The sequence below is a fragment of the Mycobacterium sp. URHD0025 genome (genome assembly GCF_000426065.1).
Lineage (GTDB): Bacteria > Actinomycetota > Actinomycetes > Mycobacteriales > Mycobacteriaceae > Mycobacterium.
The window spans coordinates 105,811-130,645 of the sequence record NZ_AUEQ01000006.1 but is presented as its reverse complement, the minus strand read 5'-3'; the positions used below and the strand labels follow the sequence as shown (position 1 = coordinate 130,645).

Below are 24,835 nucleotides of genomic sequence, written 5' to 3'. Positions count from 1 at the left end.
GTCACACCTCGGAAGACCTGCGCCCGTAGTCGCCCATCGGCTCGTCGCGGTGGCGTACCGCTTCGCGGAAGCCGTGTTCAACCGCATCGGCGACGAACGCGTGCCCTTCTGGAGTGTGCCGCGCGATGCCGTCGAACACGGTGCTCACCATCCGACTGGTCGCCACCCCCTGCTGCAGCAGCGCGGAGTTACACGCCAGTTTGGCCATGATGAGTTGGTTGACCGGCATGGCGGCGATGCGCGCGACGAGGCGTTCGGTGCGCTCGTCGAGATCATCGGGCTCAGGGGCCTCGACGGCCATTCCCCACTCGGCCGCCTGCGCGCCGGTGATGCAATCCCCGGTGAACAGAAGGCGTTTGGCGCGTTGATCACCCAGCCGATGTGCCCACAGACCGGCAGCCGGAACACCCCACACCCGCATGGGTGGGTAGCCGATCTTGGCATCGGAGGCGGTGATCACCTGGTCGGCGTGCAGCGCGATGTCGGTGCCGCCGGCCACACAGTAGCCGTGGATCTTGACCACGGTCGGCTTGTCGGCATGCATCAGACTGGAGAAGCCGCGCACGAACCGGCTCATCATCTGGTAGTCCACCATCGGATCCCACGGTTGGTCCGGAAGATGGTTCACCGCTTGGGTTTTTCCGGACAGCACCGTTCCGTCGTAGCGGCCTCCCCCGGCCTCGCCCGTGCCGTCGGCGTAGGCGGACAGGTCGAATCCGGCGCAGAACCCTTGCCCGCGGCCGGACACCAGGATCACGTGAACGTTGGGATCCAGGTCCGCGCGCTCAACCAGAGCCTGCAGTTCCACCGGGGTGTCCGCGACGATCGAGTTGCCTTTTTCGGGGCGGTTGAACGTGATTCGTGCGATCCGATCGGTGACCTCGTAGGTCATCGTCTTGAGCGTTTCGACGCTCATGCGCTCACCTCCCACCGCGAGCAGACACAAACTCGCACGAAATGACCCTGAATCGTGCGAGTTTGTGTCTGCTCGGCGAAAGAACTCATCCCTTGACCAGCGCCCGCTCGACGATCGGCGCCAAGTCCAGTCCGGTGGGCAGCGTTCCGAACGCCTGTCCCCACTGGCCGCCGAGCCGGCTGGCCAGGAAGGCCTCGGCCACGGCCGGGTGACCGTGACGCACCAGCAGCGCGCCCTGCAAGGACAGCGAGATGTCCTCGGCGACCTTGCGGCCCCGGTACTGGATGGTCTCCAGATCCTGCAGATCGTTCTGCAGCGCGGCGACGTGACGGTCCAGCCGCGGGTCCTGCCCGGCGGTCTTGGCGAGTTCGTCGAAGAGCACCTCGACGCTTTCGGGCCGAGTTGCCATGGCGCGCAAGGTATCCAGTGCGCTGACATTGCCCGAGCCTTCCCAGATGCCCATCAGCGGGGCTTCCCGGTACAGGCGGGGCATCCCCGAATCCTCGACATAGCCGTTGCCGCCCAGGCATTCCATCGCCTCCGCGGCATGCGGGGTGGCGCGCTTGCACACCCAGTATTTGCCTGCGGCCAGGCCGATGCGGCGCAGCAGCGACTCACGCTCGTCACCGCGGACCGCCTTGTCCGTGGCGCCGGCCATCCGCATCGCCAGCATGGTCGCCGCCTCGGCCTCCACGGCCAGGTCGGCGAGCACGTTGCGCATCAGGGGCTGATCGATCAGGTAGGCGCCGAACGCCTTTCGATGCTGGGCGTGGTGCACGGCACGGGCGAGGCCACTGCGCATACTCGTGGCGCTGCCCAGCGTGCAGTCGAGTCGGGTGAGGTTGACCATCTCGATGATGGTCGGCACGCCGCGCCCCTCTTCGCCCACCAGCCAGGCGGTGGCGCCGTCGTACTCGACTTCACTGGAGGCGTTGGCGTGGTTGCCGAGCTTGTCCTTCAGCCGCTGCAGGAGCATCCGGTTGCGGCTGCCGTCGGGCAGGATGCGCGGCAGGAAGAAGCAGCTCAGCCCGCCGGGCGCCTGGGCGAGAACCAGGAAGATGTCGCCCATCGGGGCCGAGGTGAACCACTTGTGCCCGCGTAGTGAGTAAGTGCCGTCGCCGTTGGGAGTGGCTTCGGTGGTGCCCGCCCGCACGTCGGATCCGCCCTGCTTCTCGGTCATCGACATGCCCGCCGTGATACCGGCTTTGGTGGTCGCGAGCTTGAGTTCAGGGTCGTATGCCCGGCTGGTCAGCAGCGGCTCGTAGATGGCGGCCAACTCCGGGTTGAACCGGAGCGCGGGCACCACGGCGTAGGTCATCGAGATCGGGCAGACATGTCCCGGTTCGACGGTCCACACCGACATCTTGGCGGCGCGCACCACGTGCGACCCTGCCCGCTCGTCGGCCCACGGGGCGCCATGCAGGCCGTGGGTGACGGCGACGTTCATCAGCTCGTGATAGGCCGGGTCGTATTCGACCTCATCGATCCGATGGCCGTAGCGATCGTGGGTGTGCAGCACCGGACGGTTGCGGTCGGCGAGCTCACCCCAACGCTGGGCCTGAGCGCTGCCGTTGACGGCGCCGAGGTCATGGACCTCGTCGACGCCCCACTCCCCGCCTTCGCGGATGAGGGCCTCGGCGAGCACCGGCGAGGTGGCGGGGTTGTAGTTCTCCAGGTCGGGAACCTGATTGGTGACGACGTGTGTATCGACCATGCGCCCAGTGTTACAAATTTTCGACAACCGCACAATAGTTGTAATGGACGACAGCGTTCACGCCGGATCAAGTTCTGCCACCGCAGCGGGCGATGTGTCGCTTTCGGCCTTCCGTGCCGCCCTGCGCGCGTCATAGTGATTGAGCGCAACCAACACCACGGCCGCCAACATCCAGCCGAGCAGGATGTCGACCACATAGTGCTCGGCGGTGTACACCAGCGTGAACGCCATGATGAGCGGATAGGCCACCAACAGTGGCCGCCACGCGCGGCCCACCCGGTTCCACAGGAACACCGCGACCGCCGCCGTGAGCCCCGCATGCAGCGACGGTATTGCCGCGACGAGGTTCACGCTGGCCTGTCCCTGATCGATCAGCGCCGCCGCGGTGTGCAGATTGAGCTTGCCCCAGCCGCGGGTGACGATCCGTTCGATCCAGTCGTGGGCCCCGTCTCGACTGCCCTGCATGACGCCGAGCAGTCCTCCGTCGACCGTGTCGCGAGCTGACCGGAACATGCACCCGGGCCCGGACGGGCCGCCGTCGACGTCGTCGACGGTGCACCGTGCCGCGGCCCACGGCGGCGCCGCCGGCAACAACGCATAAATGAGCAGGGCCGCGAACGACAGCCCGACGAACAGGCGCACGAAACGCTTCCACTCCTCGCGGTCACGCAGCCACAGCACCCCTGCGACGACATAGGGAAGGATGAAAAACGACATGTAGACCGTGCTGATCACGACTTCCCACCACGGCGGATACGGCAGTTTCAACCGCTCCTGCAACCACACCGTGGGCACCGTGCCGAAGAACATCCAGCGATCCGCGTCGACCTGCCAATGCCACATCGTGGGCCGGCCGACCAGAGTGGCGGCGCCGCGGCTCAGGTCATAAGCCGCCAAGACCACGGCGAACGGCAGCCAGTCGCGGATGACATAGAGCATCCGCCGCCCCTGGCCGATGCTGGCAACCAGTAGGCCGGTGGCGATGTAGAGCAGCAGCAGTTCCCGGTTGAACGCGAAGCCGTCGGTCACGGTGCGGTAGACGACCACGGTCGCCCACACCAGGATTGCGGCGTAGCGCAGCATCCGCAGCCGTCGGGCGCGGCTGTCACCACCCGACTGCGCTGGTGCTTCGCCGGTCACCGAGTCGTCAACCGCGGTCACGCAACCGACGTTAGTTCACCTACGCGTCACGGTGCCGTTGAAAACGGTTCAGGTTGGCGACCGTGTCAGCCGGCGTGTTCGCGCAGGAACGCGATGTCGTCCTTGCGACCCTGCTCGGAGGTCTCACAGATCACCGGAGCGTCGGCCGCCTTGACCACCGCGGCCAGCAACTGCGGATCGATCTGCCCGGCACCGAAATTCGCGTGACGGTCTGCGCCGGAGCCGGCCGCATCACGCGAATCGTTGCAGTGCACCAGGTCGATGCGCCCGGTGATGGCCTTGATCCGGTCCACCGCGTCGATCAACGCCTCACCCGCCGCCCAGGCGTGGCAGGTGTCGAGGCAGAAGCCAATTCCCTTGTCTCCGATGCGATCCCACAATCTGGCGATCGTATCGAAATGCCGTGCCATGGCGTGATCGCCGCCCGCGGTGTTCTCCAGATACACCGGTACATCGGTGTTCAAGTAGTCCAGGGCCTTGACCCAACGCTCGAACCCGGCCTCCATGTCGTTGTCGTCGGCGTGGCCGCCGTGCACGATCACCGCGGTGGCGCCGATCTCGGCGGCAGCGTCGCACGTGTCCTGCAGGATCTTGCGAGACGGGATGCGCACCCGGTTGTTGGCCGATGCCACGTTGATCAGGTACGGCGCATGGACGTACAGCGGCACCGTCGACGCCTTGAGCACCTCGGCATCCTCACGAGGTTTGGGCTTTTTCCAGCTCTGCGGGTTACCCAGGAAGAACTGCACCACGTCGGCGCCGTCTGCGACCGCCGCGGCCAAGGGGTCGGTGTTGTCTACATGTGAACCGATCAGCACGCCGCCAAGTCTAGTGAGGCGCGGTGACAGCCCCTCCGCCGAGCAGACGCGTAGACCCCCTATTTGGGCTGGAAATGGGGGTGTACGCGTCTGCTCACCCGGCGAGCGGAGGCCGTGCCAGGTGGCCGAAAATCCGGCTGACCAATTCGCGTGGTTGCTTCCGCACGTCGTCGACAACAATCGGGATGCTGGTCCAACCGCATTCCTGAAGCCGGGCGGTTTTGGTCCGGTCATGCTTGAGCGCTTCCGGACTCGCATGCCAGTCCATGCTCTCGTATTCTGCGACGACCATCGCGTCGAGCCAGGCGAAGTCGACCCGCCAGAGCTTTCCCTGCCGATCAATGATCTCGTACTGCAGTTCAGGTAGCGGCAATCCCCCGTCGATGAACACCAGCCGGGCTTCACTTTCCATGGGCGATTCGGCGCGCCCGTCGGCAATCTCGATCAATTCGCGAACCTTGACGATCCCGCGGCGCCCCTTCTGCTCGTCTACCGCTGCGGCAAGCTCGGCGGGCGAACAGCACCCCGTACGAAGCGCAGCATCCAGCACCGCAAGAGCACGTGGGCGGCGGAGTGTCCTGGCGATTTCGACGGCTGTCCACGCCGGCGCTGTGACCAACCGGCCGTCAACCTTCTTGAGCGGAGCGCCAATCCGCTGATGCACCATCAGGTCAGCCGATGGCCGCACCCGCACCCCGGGATCAAGAATGTGCAAGCGCCCATCAGCCTCCGTGTCGAAGCCGTACAGCTGTGCGGCGGTATGCATGCACGCCACGATGTGCCGGCCCGACACCAGATCCAGCGCGGCAAGCCTCGCCGACACGTCGGGCGGAATCAACGCATACACACCGCGACGAACGCGAATGAGTCTCCCGGCTCGAACCGCGACCTCTAATGCCTTGGGCGATAGAACTGCCAGCAGTTGTCGAGTCGTGGCCACACCGCCGTTTGCGATGAATAGGTCGTGCGCGGCGTCGAGTGCCATGCATTGCATGCTTACCGTGGAGCGCGCCCGGCAACAGCCCCATGTCGCCAAGCTGTGGATAACCTTGGCGAAGAGACGCGAAAACCCCCAAAATCCGGAGATTTTGGGGGTTTTGGCGTCTGCTCGCGCAGAGAGGTGACTAGCTACCGGTAGTCCGAGTATCCGTAATCGTCCAGCGGCACCGCAGCACCGGTGGCCTGGCCGAAGTCCGGGCTGTAGTACTGATCCTCGTAGGACGGGATCGTGTACGCCGCAGCGCGGGCCTCTTCGGTCGGCTGCACCTGGATGTCGCGGTAACGGGCGATGCCGGTACCGGCCGGGATCAGCTTGCCGATGATCACGTTCTCCTTCAGACCCTGCAGCTTGTCGCTGCGGCAGTTGATCGCCGCATCGGTGAGCACGCGAGTGGTCTCCTGGAACGACGCCGCCGACAGCCACGAATCCGTGGCCAGCGATGCCTTGGTGATACCCATCAGCACCGGGCGACCGGCCGCGGGCTCGCCACCCTCGGCCACGACGCGACGGTTCTCGGTCTCAAACTCGGCACGCTCGGTGAGCGAGCCGGGCAGGAACTCCGTGGCACCCGAATCGATGATCGTGACGCGACGCAGCATCTGCCGGACGATGACCTCGATGTGCTTGTCGTGGATCGACACACCCTGAGCTCGGTAGACCTCCTGGACCTCCTTGACGAGGTGGATCTGCACCTCGCGGGGGCCCTGGACACGCAGAACCTCGTGCGGATCCGCGGAGCCTTCCATCAGCTGGTCGCCGACCTCGACGTGGTCACCGTCGGACAGCACGCCTTCGGAGCCGTCCTCGTGGGTGATCACACGCAGCCGCTGGCGCTTGGAGAGCTTGTCGTAGACAACTTCCTCGCCACCGTCGTCAGGAACGATGGTGATCTTGAAGAACTTGTCGCTCTCCTCCAGCCGGACCCGGCCCGCGACGTCGGCGATGGGCGCCTTGTTACGCGGGATACGAGCCTCGAACAGCTCCTGCACGCGAGGCAGACCACCGACGATGTCGGCGCCACCGGTAACACCACCCTGGTGGAAGGTACGCATGGTCAGCTGGGTACCGGGCTCACCGATGGACTGGGCGGCGACGATGCCGACGGCCTCGCCGATGTCGACCAGCTTGCCGGTGGCCATCGAACGGCCGTAGCACTTGGCACACACACCGGACGCCGAGGCGCAGGTCAGCACGGAGCGGACCTTCACCTGCGAGATACCGGCAGCCAGCAGCGCGTCGATGGCCGGGTCACCCAGGTCATGGCCGCGCTCGATGACGACGTTGCCCTTGTCATCGACCGCATCGGTGGCCAGAGTCCGGGCGAACGCCGAGGTCTCGACGTGCGCATCGCGGATCAGCGAACCGTCCGCAGCGCGCTCGGCCAGCGTGACGATGATGCCGCGCTCGGTCTCGCAGTCGTTCTCGCGAACGATGACGTCCTGCGACACGTCCACCAGACGACGGGTCAGGTAACCCGAGTCGGCGGTACGCAGAGCGGTGTCGGCCAGACCCTTACGAGCACCGTGGGTGTTGATGAAGTACTCCAACACCGTCAGGCCCTCACGGAACGAGGACTTGATCGGGCGCGGGATGAACTCACCCTTCGGGTTGGTCACCAGGCCCTTCATGCCTGCCAGGGTGCGGGTCTGGGTGAGGTTACCCGTGGCGCCGGATTTCACGATCGTGATGATCGGGTTGTCGGCCGGGTAGTACTCCTCCAGCGCCTTACCCACCTCTTCGGTGGCGTCCTGCCAGATCTTGACCAGGGACTCGTTGCGCTCGTTGTGGTTCAGCGCACCGCGCTGGTACTTGCGCTCGATCGCCTCGGCCTCGGCCTCGTGCCGCTCCAGGATCTCCTGCTTCTGCGGCGGCACCAGAACGTCGGCCATCGAGACGGTGACACCCGAACGGGTGGCCCAGTGGAAGCCGGCGTCCTTGAGCTTGTCGACGGTCTGCGCCACCACGATCATCGGGAAGCGCTCGGCCAGATCGTTGATGATCCGGGCCTGGACCTTCTTGTGCATCTGCTCGTTGACGAACGGATAGCTCTTGGGCAGCAGCTCGTTGAAGAGCACCCGGCCCAGCGTGGTGTCCGCGGTCCAGGCATCGCCCGGCTTCCAGCCGTTCTCGAACAGTTCGGCCTCGATGTCGGCCGGCGGACGCGCGTCGGTCAGCCGCACCTTGATCTTGGCGCGCACCGAAAGGGCACCGCGGTCGAGCGCCATGATGGCCTCGGCCGGTGAGCTGTACACGCCGTGCTCCGGCTGATCCTTGGCGGCCGGCACGTACTCGCCGGTGTCGCCCGGAACCTCGGTGGTCAGGAAGTACAGACCGGTCACCATGTCCAGACGCGGCATGGCCAACGGCTTACCCGACGCCGGGGACAGGATGTTGTTCGAGGACAGCATCAAGATGCGGGCCTCGGCCTGCGCCTCCGCGGACAGCGGAAGGTGCACGGCCATCTGGTCACCGTCGAAGTCGGCGTTGAACGCCTCACACACCAGCGGGTGCAGCTGGATGGCCTTGCCTTCCACCAGTTGCGGCTCGAAGGCCTGGATACCCAGGCGGTGCAGCGTAGGTGCACGGTTCAGCAGCACCGGGTGCTCGGCGATGACCTCTTCGAGGACATCCCACACCTGGGGACGCTGACGCTCCACCATGCGCTTGGCGCTCTTGATGTTCTGCGCGTGGTTCAGGTCGACCAGACGCTTCATCACGAACGGCTTGAACAGTTCCAGTGCCATCAGCTTGGGCAGACCGCACTGGTGCAGCTTGAGCTGAGGACCGACCACGATGACCGAACGACCCGAGTAGTCGACGCGCTTACCCAACAGGTTCTGACGGAAGCGGCCCTGCTTGCCCTTGAGCAGATCGGACAGCGACTTGAGCGGACGGTTGCCCGGCCCGGTGACGGGCCGGCCACGACGGCCGTTGTCGAACAGCGCGTCCACCGACTCCTGAAGCATGCGCTTCTCGTTGTTGACGATGATCTCGGGCGCGCCGAGGTCGATCAGTCGCTTGAGCCGGTTGTTGCGGTTGATCACGCGGCGGTACAGGTCGTTCAGGTCGGAGGTGGCGAAACGGCCACCGTCGAGCTGAACCATCGGACGCAGCTCCGGCGGGATCACCGGGACGGCGTCGAGCACCATGCCCAGCGGGGAGTTACCCGACTGCTGGAAGGCCGCGACGACCTTGAGGCGCTTGAGTGCGCGCAGCTTCTTCTGGCCCTTGCCGCTGCGGATGGTCTCGCGCAGGTTCTCGGCCTCGGCCTCGATGTCGAAGTTCTCGATGAGCTTCTTGATCGACTCCGCGCCCATGGCGCCGGTGAAGTACTCGCCGTAGCGATCCTGCAGCTCGCGGTAGAGCACCTCGTCGACGATCAGCTGCTTGGGGGCCAGCTTGGTGAAGGTGGTCCAGATCTCGTCGAGCCGGTCCAGCTCACGCTGGGCCCGGTCGCGGAGCTGACGCATCTCACGCTCGCCGCCGTCGCGCACCTTGCGGCGCACGTCGGACTTGGCACCCTCGGCTTCGAGCTCGGCCAGGTCGGCCTCGAGCTTCTGGGCCCGCGACTCCAGGTCGGAGTCGCGCTGATCCTCGACGGCCTTCTTCTCGACGACCATCTCGGCTTCGAGCGTGGACAGCTCGTTGTGCCGCATCTCGGTGTCGACCGAGGTGATCACGTAGGCCGCGAAGTAGATGATCTTTTCCAGATCCTTCGGGGCCAGGTCGAGCAGGTAGCCCAACCGGGACGGAACACCTTTGAAGTACCAGATGTGCGTGACGGGTGCGGCCAGCTCGATGTGGCCCATCCGTTCACGACGCACCTTGGCACGGGTCACCTCGACGCCGCAGCGCTCACAGATGATGCCCTTGAAGCGGACGCGCTTGTACTTGCCGCAGTAGCACTCCCAGTCGCGAGTAGGTCCGAAGATCTTCTCGCAGAACAGGCCGTCCTTCTCGGGCTTGAGCGTGCGGTAGTTGATGGTCTCCGGCTTCTTGACCTCGCCGAAGGACCAGTTGCGGATGTCGTCCGCGGTCGCGAGACCGATGCGGAGTTCATCGAAGAAGTTGACGTCTAGCACGTAACTCCCTTTCCCCTTTCGGGACTAGAAAACAACTCAGGCGAGATCTTCGACAGAGGCGGACTCGTTGCGCGACAGGTTGATACCGAGGTTTGCAGCAGCACGCTCCAAGTCCTCGTCATCGCCGTCACGCATTTCGATTGCCGCGCCGTCGCTGGAGAGCACCTCGACGTTGAGGCACAGCGACTGCAGCTCCTTGAGAAGCACCTTGAACGACTCCGGAATACCGGGTTCGGGGATGTTCTCGCCCTTCACGATCGCCTCGTACACCTTGACCCGGCCGACGGTGTCGTCGGACTTGATGGTCAGCAGCTCCTGCAGGGTGTAGGCGGCACCGTAGGCCTGCATGGCCCAACATTCCATCTCACCGAATCGCTGGCCACCGAACTGCGCCTTACCGCCCAGCGGCTGCTGGGTGATCATCGAGTACGGGCCGGTGGAACGAGCGTGGATCTTGTCGTCCACCAGGTGGTGCAGCTTCAGCATGTACATGTAGCCGACCGTCACCGGGTACGGGAACGGTTCGCCACTGCGGCCGTCGAACAGGGTCGCCTTGCCGTCCTCGTTGACCATGACGTCACCGTCGCGGTTGGGCAACGTCGAGGCGAGCAGGCCGGCCAGCTCCTCTTCGCGGGCACCGTCGAAGACCGGGGTGCTCACGATGCTGTCGACCGGAGCCGAGTACAGCTGCTCGGGCAACTTGCTCGCCCACTCAGGCGTTCCCTCGGCCACGTTGATGTTCCAACCGGCCTTGGCCACCCACCCGAGGTGGGTTTCCAGGATCTGGCCGATGTTCATACGACGCGGCACACCGTGGGTGTTCAGGATGATGTCCACCGGGGTGCCATCGGGCAGGAACGGCATGTCCTCGATAGGCAGGATCTTGCCGATGACGCCCTTGTTGCCGTGGCGTCCGGCGAGCTTGTCGCCGTCGGAGATCTTGCGCTTCTGGGCCACGTACACGCGGACCAGCTCGTTGACGCCGGCCGGCAGCTCGTCGTCATCCTCGCGAGAGAACACCCGGATGCCGATGACCTTGCCGGACTCACCGTGGGGCACCTTGAGCGACGTGTCGCGAACCTCGCGGGCCTTCTCACCGAAGATGGCACGCAGCAGGCGCTCTTCCGGCGTCAGCTCGGTCTCGCCCTTCGGGGTGACCTTGCCGACCAGGATGTCGCCGTCGCGGACCTCGGCGCCGATGCGGACGATGCCGCGCTCGTCGAGATCGGCCAGCACCTCGTCGGAGACGTTCGGGATGTCCCGGGTGATCTCCTCGGCGCCCAGCTTGGTGTCGCGGGCATCGATCTCGTGCTCTTCGATGTGAATCGAGGTGAGCACGTCCTCTTCAACCAGGCGGTTGCTGAGGATGATCGCGTCCTCGTAGTTGTGGCCCTCCCACGGCATGATCGCCACGAGCAGGTTCTTGCCCAGGGCCATCTCACCGTTCTCGGTGCACGGACCGTCGGCGACGACCTGGCCGGCCTCGACACGCTGCCCGGCATCCACGATCGGACGCTGGTTGGCACAGGTGCCGTGGTTGGAACGGGCGAACTTGCGCATCCGGTAGGTGTGCCGGGTGCCGTCGTCGGCCATCACGGTGATGTAGTCGGCCGAGACCTCCTCGACGACGCCCGCCTTGTCCGAGACCACGACATCGCCCGCGTCGATCGCGGCACGCAACTCCATGCCGGTACCGACCAGCGGGGCCTCGCTGCGCACCAGCGGAACCGCCTGGCGCTGCATGTTGGCACCCATCAGGGCGCGGTTGGCGTCGTCGTGCTCGAGGAACGGGATCATGGCGGTCGCGACCGACACCATCTGGCGCGGCGAGACATCCATGTAGTCCACGTCGATCGGAGCCACGTTCTCGACCTCGCCACCCTTACGGCGGACCATCACGCGGTCTTCGGTGAAGCTGCCGTCGGCGGCGATCGGCGAGTTGGCCTGCGCCACGACGTGGCGGTCCTCCTCGTCGGCGGTCAGGTAGTCGACCTGATCGGTGACGACGCCATCGGTGACCTTGCGGTACGGCGTCTCGATGAAGCCGAACGGGTTGACCCGGGCGTACACCGACAGCGAGCCGATCAGACCGATGTTCGGACCCTCAGGGGTCTCGATCGGGCACATGCGGCCGTAGTGGCTGGAGTGCACGTCGCGGACCTCAAGGCCGGCACGCTCACGGGACAGACCGCCGGGGCCCAGCGCCGACAGACGACGCTTGTGGGTCAGACCCGACAGCGGGTTGTTCTGGTCCATGAACTGCGACAGCTGGCTGGTTCCGAAGAACTCCTTGATGGCCGCCACGACGGGACGGATGTTGATCAGGGTCTGCGGCGTGATCGCCTCGACGTCCTGAGTCGTCATCCGCTCGCGAACGACACGCTCCATGCGGGACAGGCCCACGCGGATCTGGTTCTGGATCAGCTCGCCGACGGTACGCAGACGACGGTTACCGAAGTGGTCGATGTCATCGACCTCGACCGGAACCTCGACGCCGCCGGGAACGGTCATCGAGGTCTGGCCCTCGTGCAGACGCACCAGGTACTCGATGGTGGCGACGACGTCTTCCTCGGTGAGGGTCGAGGACGTGATCGGCTGGCCGGCGTTCAGGCCCAGCTTCTTGTTGACCTTGTAGCGGCCGACGCGGGCCAGGTCGTAGCGCTTCTCCTTGAAGAACAGGTTCTCCAGCAGGGTCTGCGCGGACTCCTTGGTCGGCGGCTCGCCCGGACGCAGCTTCCGGTAGATGTCCAGCAGCGCCTCGTCGGGGCCAGCGGTGCTGTCCTTCTCGAGGGTGCCCATCATGATCTCGGAGAAGCCGAAGCGCTCCACGATCTGCTCGTTGGTCCAGCCCAGCGCCTTCAGCAGCACGGTGACCGGCTGGCGACGCTTGCGGTCGATTCGCACACCGACGGTGTCGCGCTTGTCGACGTCGAACTCCAACCACGCACCGCGGCCGGGGATCACCTTGACGCTGTGCAGCGTCTTCTCGGTGGACTTGTCGATGTTCTCGTCGAAGTACACACCGGGTGAACGCACCAGCTGGCTCACCACGACACGCTCGGTGCCGTTGATGATGAAGGTGCCCTTCTCGGTCATCATCGGGAAGTCACCCATGAAGACCGTCTGGCTCTTGATCTCACCGGTGTTGTTGTTGATGAACTCGGCCGTGACGAACAGCGGAGCCGCGTACGTCATGTCCTTGTCTTTGCACTCGTCGACCGGCGCCTTGACCTCGTCGAAGCGTGGGTCGGAGAAGCTCAGCGACATCGAGCCCGAGAAATCCTCGATCGGAGAGAGCTCCTCGAGCACCTCTTCGAGACCGCCCTTGGGGTCGGTCTCGCCGCGCGCGACGGCCTTCTGGCGCCATCCGTCCGCTCCGACGAGCCAATCGAAGGAATCAGTCTGAACGTCGAGTAGCCCCGGAACCTCAAGTGGTTCACGGAGCTTGGCAAATGAAACTCGGTTCGGTGCTCCTGGGACGGAGTTATTGGTGTTAGCGTTCGCTGTGCTCTGGCTAGAGACTGCCAAGATGCATCCTTCCAGCACCTCATGCGACTTTTGAAAAGGCAGCAAGAGCCGTCCTTCTTGGCCGCGATTCTGCGTCGGTTCGGCTGACTGTTTCCTACTTCAGCTCGTCCAGAACCCCATACGCACGGCACAAGGACTAGGTGCTGAGCAACGCTCAGGCTAGAACTACGATGTGCAGGTCAGGTGAGAGTGGGCAGGATGCAGCCAGCGCAACGTCCAACGATAGCGCACGTCCGCCAGTTATTCAACGAGCATTCCTCGACCACCACATATCCACTGCGTGAATTGGGTCACCTGGCGCTGGCTGGCGTCCCTGAACCCTTCACACATGCTGCCCAACAGATTGGCCTGTCCATGGCCTTCCGTCAAGAGGTGACGCGCGGTTTGGTGCCCCGAACCCTCCCCTGAACTGCAACTCCTGCAAACGCTTGGCCCGGCTACACCTGCGCTGAACCGAAACGCGCGAACAACCCCGACGCCACCTGCGGCGGAACGAGCTGCTCGGGGATGATCAGTCCTGGCGTGAAACCCCGCGTCGTGAGGTGAAACGCATGGTCGGCGTGCCGGATGCGTTTGATGGAGCCGAGCTCGACCGTCTGCAGGTGGCCACCGAGTCGGACGCCGATCTGCCGCGGTCCGAATTCTGCCGAGATCGGGGCGCCGGCGGGGACCAGCTGACGGAATTTCATCGGTAACCCGAAGATCATGAAATACCCGATCACCCCGACGCCGGCGACCAGCACGCCACCGGCAGGCAGCAGCGAAGCTCCGGTCAATCCCCCGTCCTCAAGACTGAAAAGGCCGACCGCGAGCAGCGGCATCACGATCGCGAGGGCGAGCGCCGTCCGCATCGCCGTGCTGCGCCGCACCGCTGTGGCCAGCTGGCCGGCCAGCCCGGCGTCGGCGATGCCCGCGGTACGGATCACTCCGTCCGGGGCGGAGCCCTGCGCCGCGCCGGCCGGCGCCGGCCTTGGCTGCGACGTATTCATCCCGACCGATGAAGTTTGCCGACGCTGCGCGAAGTTGGACAGAAGTCCCGAGGCGACGTGTGGCGGAACCAGTTCGTCGGGAATCAGCAACTCGGTGCCACCGACGCCCTGCACCACCAGGACCGAGGAAATGTGCCGGACCTGGACGATCTGGTTGAGGTAGATCGCGTTGAAGCGGTCCAGCCAGCCGATACCGACCGAGTCGGGCGTGAACTCGGCATACATCGGTGTGCCGGCAGGTAGCTTCAACGACCAGCTGCGCGGTGCCGTGAGATAGAGCAGGCCAAGTGCGAACACCGCGAGGATGACGACGCTGAAGGCGAAGCGGAACACCATCGAGGTCAACAATGCGGTGCCCGACGGTCGGTCATCGTCGAACAGACCCATGACCACCGGAACGACCACGAACGCCGGGACCAGTACCGCCCACATCCAGCGCTTGGAGAGGTATTCGGCGCGCGCCAGCTGGCCGATCATGCGTGAGTGCGCGATACCGTGCGCCCGGATCACGCCGCCGGGCAATTGCTCGAAACGACCGGCCTGACCGGGTTGCGGGTACATGTCGGCTCCTGGCTGTCTGCGACGTGTCTGGGACACAAATCAGGCCGGACCCTGGGGTCCGGCCTGATTCGATGAAACTCAGCTCTGGTGAGGAACCTCGATGGCTCCGGTCGGGGCGTCGTCCTCGACCGGGCGGTGGTGGCGTGCGGTGGGCTCATCGGCGAACTGGTGCACCGGCAGCTTGTGCGTGCCCTCGAGGTCGTCGAGGATCGCGGCCTGCGCAGCCGGCGGCAGCGTGTGCAGGATCTCGCGCACCCGAGCCTGGCGCCGGCCCACGGCCTTGCGCTCCGGCATACCCGGCGTCGCCATCAGCTGCGGCGGCACACCCTCGATCTCCTCGACACCACCGTCGTGCTGGCCGGCCTCGATCATGGCCTGCTCGGCGGCCGCGGTCGCCTCGTCCTTCTCCTCCGACATACCGATCGGGCCGATACGACGACCGTTGAGGAACTGCTTGACGACGGGCTCTTCACTGGTCAGCAGCACCTCGCGGGGGCCGAACATGACCAGCTGCTTGCGGAACAGCATGCCGATGTTGTCGGGCACCGTCCGGGCGATGTTGATGTTGTGCGTCACGATCAGCACCGTCGCGTCGATCTGCGCGTTGATGTCGATCAGCAGCTGCGACAGGTATGCGGTACGCACCGGGTCCAGACCGGAGTCCGGCTCGTCGCACAGGATGATCTTCGGGTCGAGCACCAGGGCGCGGGCCAGGCCGGCGCGCTTGCGCATACCGCCGGAGATCTCGCCGGGGAACTTGTGTCCGTCATTGGGCATACCGACCAGGTCGAGCTTCTCCATGACGATGTTGCGGATCTCGGACTCGCTCTTCTTCGTGTGCTCACGCAACGGGAAGGCGGTGTTGTCATAGATGTTCATCGAGCCGAACAGCGCACCGTCCTGGAACAGCACACCGAACAACGTGCGGATTTCGTAGAGCTCTTTGGCCGAGCACTCAAGGATGTTGGTGCCGTCGATGACGATCGAGCCGCGCTCCGGACGCAGGAGACCGATCAGGGACTTCAGGAACACCGATTTACCGGTACCGGACGGGCCCAGCAACACGCTGACCTCGCCCTCGGGAACCGTCAACGTGACGTCTTCCCAAATCTTTGACGATCCGAAAGATTTGCTCAGTCCCGTCACATCGATCTGGACGCCCATAAAGATCCTTCCGCCTACGGCTCACCCCGCCACCTGCTGCGGCCTGTGGCTTGAGTCACCATAGCGCACGCGACGCGCCCCACACATGCTTGTCTCCCAATATCCAGGAGTACCCGGGGGCCGACCGGACCAATCCAGTTCATACAAGCAAAGAACCCCCGAATCCGTGGGGATTCGGGGGTTCTTGCGGTCCGGTTCGGACTACTTGACGGTGACGCTGGCGCCTGCGGCCTCGAGCTTGGCCTTGGCGTCCTCGGCGGCCTCCTTGGTGACCTTCTCCAGCAGCGGCTTGGGAGCGCCGTCGACCAGATCCTTGGCTTCCTTCAGGCCCAGGCCGGAGACGATCTCGCGGACGACCTTGATGACGCCGATCTTCTTCTCGCCGGCACCTTCGAGGATGACGTCGAATTCCGACTGCTCTTCGGCGGCCTCGGCGGCGGCCGGGGCGGCACCCGCGGCGGCAACGGCGACCGGAGCGGCAGCGGTGACCTCGAAGACCTCTTCGAACTGCTTCACGAACTCAGAGAGCTCCAGCAGGGTCATTTCCTTGAACGCATCGAGCAGTTCGTCAGTGGACAGCTTGGCCATGTTTATGGTCCTTCCTGATTTTTCTTACAGATGTTGGGGGTTGTGCGAATGCGGTTTGCGATTGCGCAGCGGTTCGAGCGACGCAGCTGCTAAGCGGCTTCCTCAGCGGCCTTCTTCTCCTGCAGCGCCGCGGCGAGGCGGGCAACCTGAGAAGCGGGAGCGTTGAACAGGCCGGCGGCCTTGGACAGGTTGCCCTTCATGGCACCTGCCAGCTTGGCGAGCAGAACCTCGCGCGACTCGAGGTCGGCGATCTTCTCTACGTCGGCGACGGACAGCGCTTTGCCGTCCATGTAGCCGCCCTTGATGACGAGCGCCTTGTTGTCCTTGGCGAACTTCTTGATCGCCTTGGCGGCGTCAACCGGCTCACCCTGGACGAACGCGATCGCCGTGGGACCGGCGAACAGCTCGTCGAGACCTTCAATGCCGGCTTCGGACGCGGCGCGCTTCACCAGAGTGTTCTTGGCGACGGTGTACGAGGCGGAGTCGCCGAGGGAACGACGCAGCTCAGCCAGGTTCGCCACAGTCAGCCCGCGGTACTCGGTGACGACGGTGGCCGTCGACGCCTTGAACTGCTCAGCAATGTCGGCAACCGCCGTGGCTTTGTCAGCCTTGGCCATGCATGCCTCCTTGTGGTGGGTATCGGGCGCTCCACCAACTTGGGGCCGTGAAATGACGAACGCCCCGACGCAGACAGGTCGGGGCGCAGATATAACCAGCACGAAACTGGCTCAAGCCTCGTCCTCCTGCGTGGGCCGCCGGGTTTCTGATGAGCCGCTTGCGCGAAGAACAACAGACACTTCCGGACCTTCAACCAATTAGCGAGCTACCTGAACTTCGTCCAAGCGCTCATCGGTGACCAACGGTCTTCGGTGGAACTCGACCAGAGTAGCCGAACACCCACCGATCAGCCAAAACGAGAACGGTCGCGGCTTCAGAGCGCGCCGGCCAGCACCAGACAGACGAACGCGGCGCCGAGCAGTCCGACCCTCAACCAGTGCAGACGGTCCCAGCGCCGGGTGAGCTCGTCGAGCTGTTCGGCGTCGACACCACCTCCGCCCTCGGCACTGCCATCCTCACCGAACCCCGCGGCGACGCGGTTGTTGATCGGCACCAGCGTGGTGAGGCTGAGCAGCATGACCAGCCCCATCAGCACCACCGCGGTGATGAGCAACGGTCCCGGGCTCCACGCTGTGGCAGCGATCAGCAGCGCCACTGCCCCCGAGTACCAGAACGGCATCACCTTCCCGAGGAGCCGGCCGCCGGTGCTGCGCGCCTGACGGTAGGCGGCGTCGGGCAACCGCCGCAGGATCGGATTGGTGAATGCGGCGACGCCGTACTCGACGCCGAGAAGCGGTCCGGTGATGATCACGGCGAGGATCTGCACGATTTCGTTCACGCCATCGACCCTGGTCAGTACGCTGACAAAAAACAAGGTACTGACAAATTAGTCAGCATGGAAGGCTGGAATATGGCGGTGTCCAAGAAAGAGGTCGGCGAGTGCCCGATCGACGCGACCCTGTCGGTCATCGACGGGCGCTGGAAGGGCACCATCCTGTGGCGCCTGGCCGAGGGCCCCATGCGCACCGCCGAGCTGCGCCGCAGCATCCCCGAGATCACCGAACGCATGCTCATCCGGCATCTTCATGATCTGGTCGACGCCGGGATCATCGACCGCCATGACGCGGGCACGGTGCCACCGTGCGTGCATTACTCGATCTCGGAGTACGGCAGGACGCTGGCGCCGGTGCTGGCGGCACTGTGCGATTGGGGCCGCACCCACATGGCGATCCAGCAGCAGAAGCCCAGGCACCGGATACGCCGACAGCCTCAGGCACGCGCCAGTGCCGCCGCGCCGACCAGGCCGGCGTCCCCGCCGAGTTCGGCCGGCACCACCCGCAGCCCGCGCAGGAAGTCCAGCCCCGCGTAGTCGACCAGCGCCGCGCGCAGCGGGGCGAACAGCAGCGCCCCGGACTTGGCGACTCCCCCACCGATCGCCACCAGGTCCAGGTCGCACACCGCGCCCACCGACGCGATCATCGCCGCCACCGCGCGGGCACTGCGGTGGAATGCGTTGAGGGCCAACTCATTTCCCTGATTCGCCGCCTCGCCAAGGGCCTTGGCATCCGTTCCGTCCCACCCATGCTGCCGGGCCCACCGCACCATGCTCGGCCCTGAGGCGATCGTCTCGACACAACCGTGCCCGCCGCAGGTACACAACTCACCTCCGTCAGGGGCGACGACGACGTGGCCGACATGACCGGCGTTGCCGGTGCGGCCGTCATAGGGTGCGCCGTCGAGCACCAGGCCGCCACCGACGCCGGTCGACACCACCATGCCGAGCAGGAACTGCGCACCCCGGCCGGCGCCGCACCACTGCTCCCCCAGAGCCATACAGAGCCCGTCGCCGCCGAGCCGCACCGGCAGGCGGGTCACGCCGGCAACCCGCTCCACGATCGGAAAGCTTTGCCATTCAACGATGTTGATGGGGCTTACCGTGCCGTTGGGAAGATCGATCGGCCCGGCGGAAGCCACGCCGACGGCCGTCGCGGCTCCGTCTGCGCGCTGCATCGTCTCACCGAGCAGCTTCTCGACGACGGCCCACACAGCCTCGGCATCACCGTCCGGGGTCGGCAGCTGGGCCCGATGGATCAAACGTCCGTCAGGATCGACCAGGCCGGCGGCGACCTTGGTGCCGCCGATGTCGAGCGCCATGGTCAGGGCTTTCGGTGCCATACGGGTCTCACCTCTAGTGCTTGTGCGTGTTGTCCGGTTGTCGCGGGTCGCCGGGGTGTTCGTAGCCGGGCGCCAGTTCCACCAAGGCCGCGCAACGCGCATCGAGCCACTGACGGAACGCGCGCCGTCGGGCGGCCGCTCGGAGATGAGCGCGAATCCGGTCGTGCACCTCGTCGAGGGACGGCGCGGCAGGAGACGTGCGCCATCCGTGCGGCCCGGCGGGGGCCGCGGCGAAGCGCAGCGGATTGCGCGCGTGATAGCCGGCCACCTCTGAATACGAAACATCTACTGCGGCAGTGACATCCGCGAATACCGCGCGCGACAGGGGTGAGGCCAGCGTGGCAGCGGCAACACTGCCGATCTCCAACCGCGCCGCGGTATCGGGCAGCACCTCGTCCAAGGTGGGAGCGCCGGCCGCGGTCAGGCCGCGCGCGAGGGCCTCGCCGTCGACCACCCGTTCGGCCACCACCAGTTGAGTGAGCCAGCGACGCAACTGACGGCCCTCACTGGTGCCGGGCCGCGGTAGTGCGGAGGCCCGGTTGCCCGCTCGCAACATGGCCTCCCGCTCATCGATCTCCTTGACCGACACCGGGTTTCCGGCCACCCGCGCCGCGATGTTCATCGGACCGTCACCTTCACCGCGGGTGAGTAGATCAGCCGTCCGGCACATCCCACCCGGATCAACGCCCACCATTCCCCCGGCTCGACCCACGATGGCGGTGCGACGTCGAACCCGATCTCGGCGGTGCCACCCGCGGGCACCTCGACACCCGCCGCGGCCGGTCCCATCCACTCCCAGGTTCCCCACGGACTGATCAGGTGCGCCTCGGCTGCCAGGCCCGTACGCGCATCGGTACCGATCGTGATCGCCAGGCGCGCCGTCCCACCGGCCTTGACGTCGACCGCCTGCGGCTCGGATACCAGCTTGAGCACATGAGGTCCGGCGTCAGCACCGGACTCGCCGATGGTGACGACGCAGACGTCCTCGACCAGCTGCCGCCACGACGGCGGCAGAGTCTCACCACCGCCGGTCACCGCCAGCTCGGCGCGCAACGGGTACAGACCGGGCGCCGCCCCGGCCGGAATACTCAGCACCACATCGGTTTCCAGGTGACCCCCGGGCGGCAACACGTAGGGCAGTTCCGCGGGCTGCACCTCCCACCCGGGCGGTCCGAACAACCTGACGCGCCCGTGCAGGGCGTCGTCGGTGCAATCGCTGGCCGCGGTCAGGCACACCACCACGTCGGTACCGGGTTGCCCGGCAATGCTCTCCGGATGCAGATACGCGACGGCGGGCAGGCCGCCCAACGGCGCCGGGCCACGATTGTGCAGCCAGTAGCGGGCGTACAGCGGCTGGGCCGCCTCGGCCTCCGGTGCCAACTGCCGGTGCTCCGCGCGCAGCACCTTGGGCAGGTTGAGTCGGGTTGACACGGTGGCGATCTGGTAGCCGTGCAGGCTCAGCTCTGCCGGCTGCTCGGGGGTCGGTTCCTCCAGCAGGTTGACGTGGGCGGCGGCGGAGACCGCTCGCAGACCGGAGCGGAGCGTCACTTCGGTGGTGCTGCCGGTGATCTCGACCAGCCGCGCGGTGACGCCGTCGGCCGGATCGGCGCTGCGCACGCTGCCTGAGGCCAACGGATTACCGGCGGCCTTGAGTGCACCGAGTTGCACCTTGCCTGCCGGCTCGATCTCCAGCAGCGACCCCCACGCGGGTAACCCGCCACCACCGGCCGCCTCGACCACCACTGGCCGCAGCGGTCGGTTGAACTCCGCGGCACGAGGTGCGATCCCCGCCGCCCGCCAGTCACCGGGCCCGGCGACCAGTGCGTAGTCGAATGTGTGTGTCCAGTGCTGCAATTGGAAGTTGGACCCGTCCGGTGCGGTGCGCCGCGGCGGGTCGATCCAGGTGCCGGACGGCCATCCGGTGCAGGACCGCATGAGCGACGTGTGCAGGGTGCCGTCGACATCGACGGCGAAGCTCGGCACACCCCGGTTGAGCAGTGCGACGGTGCGGGCGTCGAACGGTTCGGCCGCCGCGGGAGCCTGCTGGGTCACGGCGATCTCGGCGTCACCCAGGTCATCGACCACCGCGTCCAGACGGCCGGCCAGGATCAGTACCGGCAGGGTGCGCACACCACGCAGATCGGCACCGGGTACCCAGTGCTCGGTCAACGGCGCGGCGGCGGGCACCCACACCCGAGCGGATCCGGTTGCGTCGATCTGACGTTTGAGCTCGTCGGCGTAGGCGATGTCCGCTTCGGCGAGAACGGCTGCGGTGAAGGGGTTTTCCTCCGGACCGCCGAGTGCGAAGCGGGTGTCGGGCAGGTTGGAGTCCACACTGAGGTCGCCGTAGCGGGGCTTGTCGGCGGCACTGCAGGTCGCGGTGACCCCGGCGCGCACCAGGGCCACCATCAGATCGCGCGGGTCCGCACTGTCGGGTGCCACCACCTCGGCCACCGAGACCGCCCGTACCGCGGATCCGATGCGCACCCGTACGGCCGAGGACAGGCCGAACCATCCGTACGCGGGGTTGTCCAGTGTCCACGGGTGTTGGGCGGCGTCAACGGCACTGCCGGCACTCCCGGCGCTGTGGTCGTGCATCAACCCGAATCCACGGCCGATCACGGCGTCGCCGACCTCACTCACCGGCATCGCGCCCGGCACCGGGCACGGCCACCGCAGCCGCACCAGGCGGTCCGAACCGACGAATTCATCGATCACGGTGCGGCAGTCGACGCGGTCGACATCGGACCACAGTGTGATGATCTGGGTGTAGCGCAACAGGTCTGGAATACGGCCCCGCACGATCACCCGCTGTCCGAGCCCACTGTGAAAACACCGCACGTCCTCGGCCGGGCCGGCCGAGGAATACACCACCGGCCCCGTGGGCAGCAGATGCCACGGACCTTCCCCGGCCTCCGGGTGGGCCGGATACTCCTCGTACACGGCCAGTTCATTGCCGACACCGCCGTCGGCGATGAGCTCACGTCCGTCGTCCAGCAGCGAGCACACGCCGCCGCCGCGGGCTGCGTCGACGCGCAGCCGATAGCGGCCGTTGGTGATCTCGCTGCCGGCCAGCGGTTCCCAGCCGCGTGCCGTCCCGGAGACCAGGCGGTAGGACCGCCACCCCAGTGACGGAACGTCACGGGCCGGCCAGCTCACGGTGGCGCCGTCGTGCTCGACAAGCACGGGAACCTCATTGCCGTCGCTGTCGAGTACCGCGCCGGAGAACGGAGCGTCCAGGTGCACGGTGACAATATCGTTTCGACTGTGCGCCAAGGAATTCCACACCACGACGGTTTTCAGGCCCGGGTCGCCAGTTTCCTGCCCGCTGGATCCGCCCACCGCCTCCGACAGCACGGCCAGCGCATTGTCGCGGGCGGTGACGCCCAGCTCCCAGGCGTCGCGCCAGCCGGTCAGCAGGTCGAGGTAGACCTGATCGGATTCCGATCCGGTGATCGCGTCGTGATGCGCACCGTAGGCCAGCTGCACCCACGCCTTGGTCATCGCCGCCTGCGGATAATCCGCACCACCGAGCAGTCCGGCGAATACCGAGAACCGCTCGGCGTCGAGCACCGCGTCCTCGGCGGCCCGGTTGGCCTGTTTGGTGTCGATGTAGGAGACGTCCTTGCCGGTGTAGATCGGGTTCATGTCGCGGGTCTGCGGGGATGGTGTGATCCCGCGTTCGTCGATTTCGGCGCGCACCGCGCTGAAGAACTCCGACGGCAGCGCGCACACGAACTTCGGCCAGACGTAGCGTGAGTTCCAGTCGCGATGGATCTCGGTGACCCATTTGTTGGGTGGGGTGTAATCAGTGCCGACCGGCAGGAGCACGTTGCGGGTCAACGCAACTCGTTTGAGTTTGGTGAACAGCGCGTAGGTCGATTGCTCGGCCTCGGCCAGTGAGGCCGAGGAGTCCATCCACCAGCCGGCCGAGTAGTGGGCGGGCATGTAGTGGGTGAGAAGTCCTCGGCCCGAGGGCGCGATCCACTCGAACTCGCTCGCGAACTGCATGCGCCCGGGGTCGCCGTCGTTCTGCATCGGACCCCACTGGTGATGCGGTCCGCGCGCCCACGAACTGGACGTCAGGCCGACATCGGCCGCCATCCCGGGAAACTGCGGGTCGTGCCCGAACACGTCGAGCTGCCAGGCGGTGGCCGGCTCGGCGCCCAGCACGTCGCGCTGAAAACCCATGCCCGCCACGAAGTTCCGGATCGCGGTCTCCGGGCTGGTGAGGTTGGTGTTGGGCTCGTTGTAGGTGCCGCCCATGATTTCGACGCGCCCCTCGGCGATGAACCGGCGCAGGTCGGCCCGGTCTTGCGGCCGGGCGTCCCAGTAGGGCTTGAGATAGTCCACCTCGGCCAGCACGAACTTGTATTCCGGTTCGCGGCGGGCCATTTCGAGGTGTGCGTGCACCAGGTCGAATCCGTTGGTCTGGCGACATTGCCCGGGTGGATCCTCGGTCCACACGCTGGTGTAGGCGGCCTGGGTGTTCCACCAGACGGGGTCGTAGTGGAAGTGGCTGATCATGTACATCGTCCAGCCGGGTTCGGCGACGGTGAAATCGAACCGGGTGTCGCCCACTCGCCCAACCCGGATCTCGCCGGGCACCCCCCGCTCGACATCCACCGGTATCTCGAGGGTGCCCGCACCTGCGGCGGCGATCGCCTCACCGGAGAGTCCGTCCCCGCTGATGCGCACGGGCGTCGGCGAGGCGCAGTCCTCATATCGCACCCGAACCAGCTGCCGAGGGGCATCCTCCGGCCCGGCGAACAGCTCCGTCGACTCCACTGACGTGAGGTGCATTTCAAAACCCTACGGCGTCACGGCTCCGAAATGTCGACGACAAGCGCCCGGTGGTCCGAAACCTGCAGCCGCGGCGCGGCGCACGAACCGACCGACAACGTGGGGTCGTCGGTGAGGATATGGTCCAGCTGGGTCGTCGGGTCGTCGGCGGGGAATGTCAGCGCCGTCCCGAGTGGATGCCACCGGCCCGGTTGGCCGGGCCCCATGTTCAGATCGCCCATCAGCAGCCTCGGGCCCGGAAAGCCGTGAATGTCGCGGACCAGGTGCCGCAGTTGCACCCGGTTCCACCACGGAACGAACGACAGGTGGGTGTTGGCCACCGTGATGGGTCCGAGCGGAGTGTCGACACGACCGACGACCGCAGCCCGGGGTTCTTCATGGATGACCCGGACGCGTCGAATTCCCGAGACGTACATCGGGAATCGGAACGGGATCCGCGGGAGCCTCAGCACCTGCCAGTTCTCGACCGGAAACCTGGACAGCAGGGCGATCCCGTAGGCGGCGGTGCCGGGTTGTTCGCTGCCGGTCGCCGCCATCCACGTCGCCCCGGGGGTGCCGGAGATGGCCGCGACGAATCGGTGGTAGGGGGCGTTCATCGCGTCGGCGGCCACCGCGGTCAGATCGGCCTTGCCCGACCGCGGCTGATCACAGTCAACCTCCTGCAGGGCCAGGATGTCGGGGGCCAACTCGGTGACGGCGGCCGCCAATCTTCCCAGGTCGACATCGCCATCGTGGACACTGCGTCCGTGCAGAATGTTGAAAGTGGCCAGCCGCATGG

At 66.1% G+C, this 24,835-nt stretch carries 17 protein-coding genes; 1 reads left to right on the top strand and 16 read right to left on the bottom strand.

Annotated elements, in window-relative coordinates:
- Position 1: 1 nt before the first annotated feature.
- From H977_RS0104995 to H977_RS0104940, 12 genes are all read right to left on the bottom strand, one after another.
- Positions 2–916 carry a crotonase/enoyl-CoA hydratase family protein gene (locus H977_RS0104995; protein WP_029106819.1) on the bottom strand — a complete coding sequence of 305 codons (915 nt, stop codon included), beginning with the start codon at positions 914–916 and terminating at the stop codon, positions 2–4.
- An 85-nt stretch (positions 917–1,001) separates the two neighbouring features.
- On the bottom strand, positions 1,002–2,630 hold the full coding sequence (locus H977_RS0104990; protein ID WP_051288681.1) for an acyl-CoA dehydrogenase family protein: 1,629 nt from the start codon (positions 2,628–2,630) through the stop codon (positions 1,002–1,004).
- Between the two features lie 57 nt (positions 2,631–2,687).
- Entirely contained in the window at positions 2,688–3,791 is a 1,104-nt protein-coding gene (locus tag H977_RS0104985; RefSeq protein WP_029106817.1) for a phosphatase PAP2 family protein, read from the bottom strand.
- Between the two features lie 65 nt (positions 3,792–3,856).
- The gene (locus H977_RS0104980) at positions 3,857–4,609 is read right to left on the bottom strand and encodes a deoxyribonuclease IV (RefSeq protein WP_029106816.1); all 753 of its coding nucleotides are present in this window, start codon (positions 4,607–4,609) and stop codon (positions 3,857–3,859) included.
- Between the two features lie 94 nt (positions 4,610–4,703).
- Positions 4,704–5,594: a type IV toxin-antitoxin system AbiEi family antitoxin domain-containing protein gene (locus tag H977_RS0104975; RefSeq protein WP_029106815.1), complete on the bottom strand. Its 891-nt coding sequence runs from the start codon at positions 5,592–5,594 to the stop codon at positions 4,704–4,706.
- A gap of 143 nt (positions 5,595–5,737) precedes the next feature.
- Positions 5,738–9,691 carry a DNA-directed RNA polymerase subunit beta' gene (locus H977_RS0104970; protein ID WP_029106814.1) on the bottom strand — a complete coding sequence of 1,318 codons (3,954 nt, stop codon included), beginning with the start codon at positions 9,689–9,691 and terminating at the stop codon, positions 5,738–5,740.
- Between the two features lie 36 nt (positions 9,692–9,727).
- Positions 9,728–13,237: a DNA-directed RNA polymerase subunit beta gene (gene rpoB, locus H977_RS0104965; protein WP_029106813.1), complete on the bottom strand. Its 3,510-nt coding sequence runs from the start codon at positions 13,235–13,237 to the stop codon at positions 9,728–9,730.
- A gap of 419 nt (positions 13,238–13,656) precedes the next feature.
- Positions 13,657–14,769, bottom strand: coding sequence for a hypothetical protein (locus H977_RS0104960; RefSeq protein WP_029106812.1), 1,113 nt, complete (start codon positions 14,767–14,769; stop codon positions 13,657–13,659).
- A 78-nt stretch (positions 14,770–14,847) separates the two neighbouring features.
- A complete protein-coding gene (locus tag H977_RS0104955; RefSeq protein WP_029106811.1) occupies positions 14,848–15,933 on the bottom strand; it encodes an ABC transporter ATP-binding protein in 1,086 nt (361 codons plus the stop codon).
- 201 nt (positions 15,934–16,134) lie between these two features.
- The gene (gene rplL / locus H977_RS0104950; protein WP_029106810.1) at positions 16,135–16,521 is read right to left on the bottom strand and encodes a 50S ribosomal protein L7/L12; all 387 of its coding nucleotides are present in this window, start codon (positions 16,519–16,521) and stop codon (positions 16,135–16,137) included.
- Positions 16,522–16,610: 89 nt separating this feature from the next.
- Positions 16,611–17,138, bottom strand: a complete 528-nt coding sequence (gene rplJ, locus H977_RS0104945; protein ID WP_029106809.1) for a 50S ribosomal protein L10 — start codon at positions 17,136–17,138, stop codon at positions 16,611–16,613.
- Positions 17,139–17,452: 314 nt separating this feature from the next.
- A complete protein-coding gene (locus tag H977_RS0104940) occupies positions 17,453–17,917 on the bottom strand; it encodes an anthrone oxygenase family protein (RefSeq protein ID WP_029106808.1) in 465 nt (154 codons plus the stop codon).
- Positions 17,918–17,974: 57 nt separating this feature from the next.
- Here H977_RS0104940 and H977_RS34705 point away from each other — a divergent pair, with 57 nt between their 5' ends.
- Positions 17,975–18,448: a winged helix-turn-helix transcriptional regulator gene (locus tag H977_RS34705; RefSeq protein WP_081681620.1), complete on the top strand. Its 474-nt coding sequence runs from the start codon at positions 17,975–17,977 to the stop codon at positions 18,446–18,448.
- On the opposite strand, the gene H977_RS0104930 is transcribed toward H977_RS34705, so the two are convergent.
- The 4 genes from H977_RS0104930 to H977_RS0104915 are packed head-to-tail and all read right to left on the bottom strand — an operon-like array spanning position 18,349 to position 24,833.
- Entirely contained in the window at positions 18,349–19,254 is a 906-nt protein-coding gene (locus H977_RS0104930; protein ID WP_029106807.1) for an ROK family protein, read from the bottom strand. The genes H977_RS34705 and H977_RS0104930 overlap by 100 nt on opposite strands.
- Before the next feature lie 13 nt (positions 19,255–19,267).
- Positions 19,268–19,876 carry a DUF7158 domain-containing protein gene (locus H977_RS0104925; protein WP_029106806.1) on the bottom strand — a complete coding sequence of 203 codons (609 nt, stop codon included), beginning with the start codon at positions 19,874–19,876 and terminating at the stop codon, positions 19,268–19,270.
- Positions 19,873–24,057: a glycoside hydrolase family 38 N-terminal domain-containing protein gene (locus H977_RS0104920; protein WP_029106805.1), complete on the bottom strand. Its 4,185-nt coding sequence runs from the start codon at positions 24,055–24,057 to the stop codon at positions 19,873–19,875. The genes H977_RS0104925 and H977_RS0104920 overlap by 4 nt, the downstream gene beginning before the upstream one ends.
- A gap of 17 nt (positions 24,058–24,074) precedes the next feature.
- Positions 24,075–24,833, bottom strand: coding sequence for an endonuclease/exonuclease/phosphatase family protein (locus tag H977_RS0104915; RefSeq protein WP_029106804.1), 759 nt, complete (start codon positions 24,831–24,833; stop codon positions 24,075–24,077).
- Between the last annotated feature and the right edge of the window lie 2 nt (positions 24,834–24,835).

What these genes read in the sequence shown, in the direction of transcription:
- H977_RS0104995 (WP_029106819.1), bottom strand. Translation starts at nt 916, where the DNA reads ATGAGCGTCGAAACGCTCAAGACGATGACCTACGAGGTCACCGATCGG.
- H977_RS0104990 (WP_051288681.1), bottom strand. Translation starts at nt 2,630, where the DNA reads ATGGTCGATACACACGTCGTCACCAATCAGGTTCCCGACCTGGAGAAC.
- H977_RS0104975 (WP_029106815.1), bottom strand. Translation starts at nt 5,594, where the DNA reads ATGGCACTCGACGCCGCGCACGACCTATTCATCGCAAACGGCGGTGTG.
- H977_RS0104960 (WP_029106812.1), bottom strand. Translation starts at nt 14,769, where the DNA reads ATGTACCCGCAACCCGGTCAGGCCGGTCGTTTCGAGCAATTGCCCGGC.
- H977_RS0104955 (WP_029106811.1), bottom strand. Translation starts at nt 15,933, where the DNA reads ATGGGCGTCCAGATCGATGTGACGGGACTGAGCAAATCTTTCGGATCG.
- rplL (WP_029106810.1), bottom strand. Translation starts at nt 16,521, where the DNA reads ATGGCCAAGCTGTCCACTGACGAACTGCTCGATGCGTTCAAGGAAATG.
- rplJ (WP_029106809.1), bottom strand. Translation starts at nt 17,138, where the DNA reads ATGGCCAAGGCTGACAAAGCCACGGCGGTTGCCGACATTGCTGAGCAG.
- H977_RS34705 (WP_081681620.1), top strand. Translation starts at nt 17,975, where the DNA reads ATGGAAGGCTGGAATATGGCGGTGTCCAAGAAAGAGGTCGGCGAGTGC.
- H977_RS0104930 (WP_029106807.1), bottom strand. Translation starts at nt 19,254, where the DNA reads ATGGCACCGAAAGCCCTGACCATGGCGCTCGACATCGGCGGCACCAAG.
- H977_RS0104925 (WP_029106806.1), bottom strand. Translation starts at nt 19,876, where the DNA reads ATGAACATCGCGGCGCGGGTGGCCGGAAACCCGGTGTCGGTCAAGGAG.
- H977_RS0104920 (WP_029106805.1), bottom strand. Translation starts at nt 24,057, where the DNA reads ATGCACCTCACGTCAGTGGAGTCGACGGAGCTGTTCGCCGGGCCGGAG.
- H977_RS0104915 (WP_029106804.1), bottom strand. Translation starts at nt 24,833, where the DNA reads ATGCGGCTGGCCACTTTCAACATTCTGCACGGACGCAGTGTCCACGAT.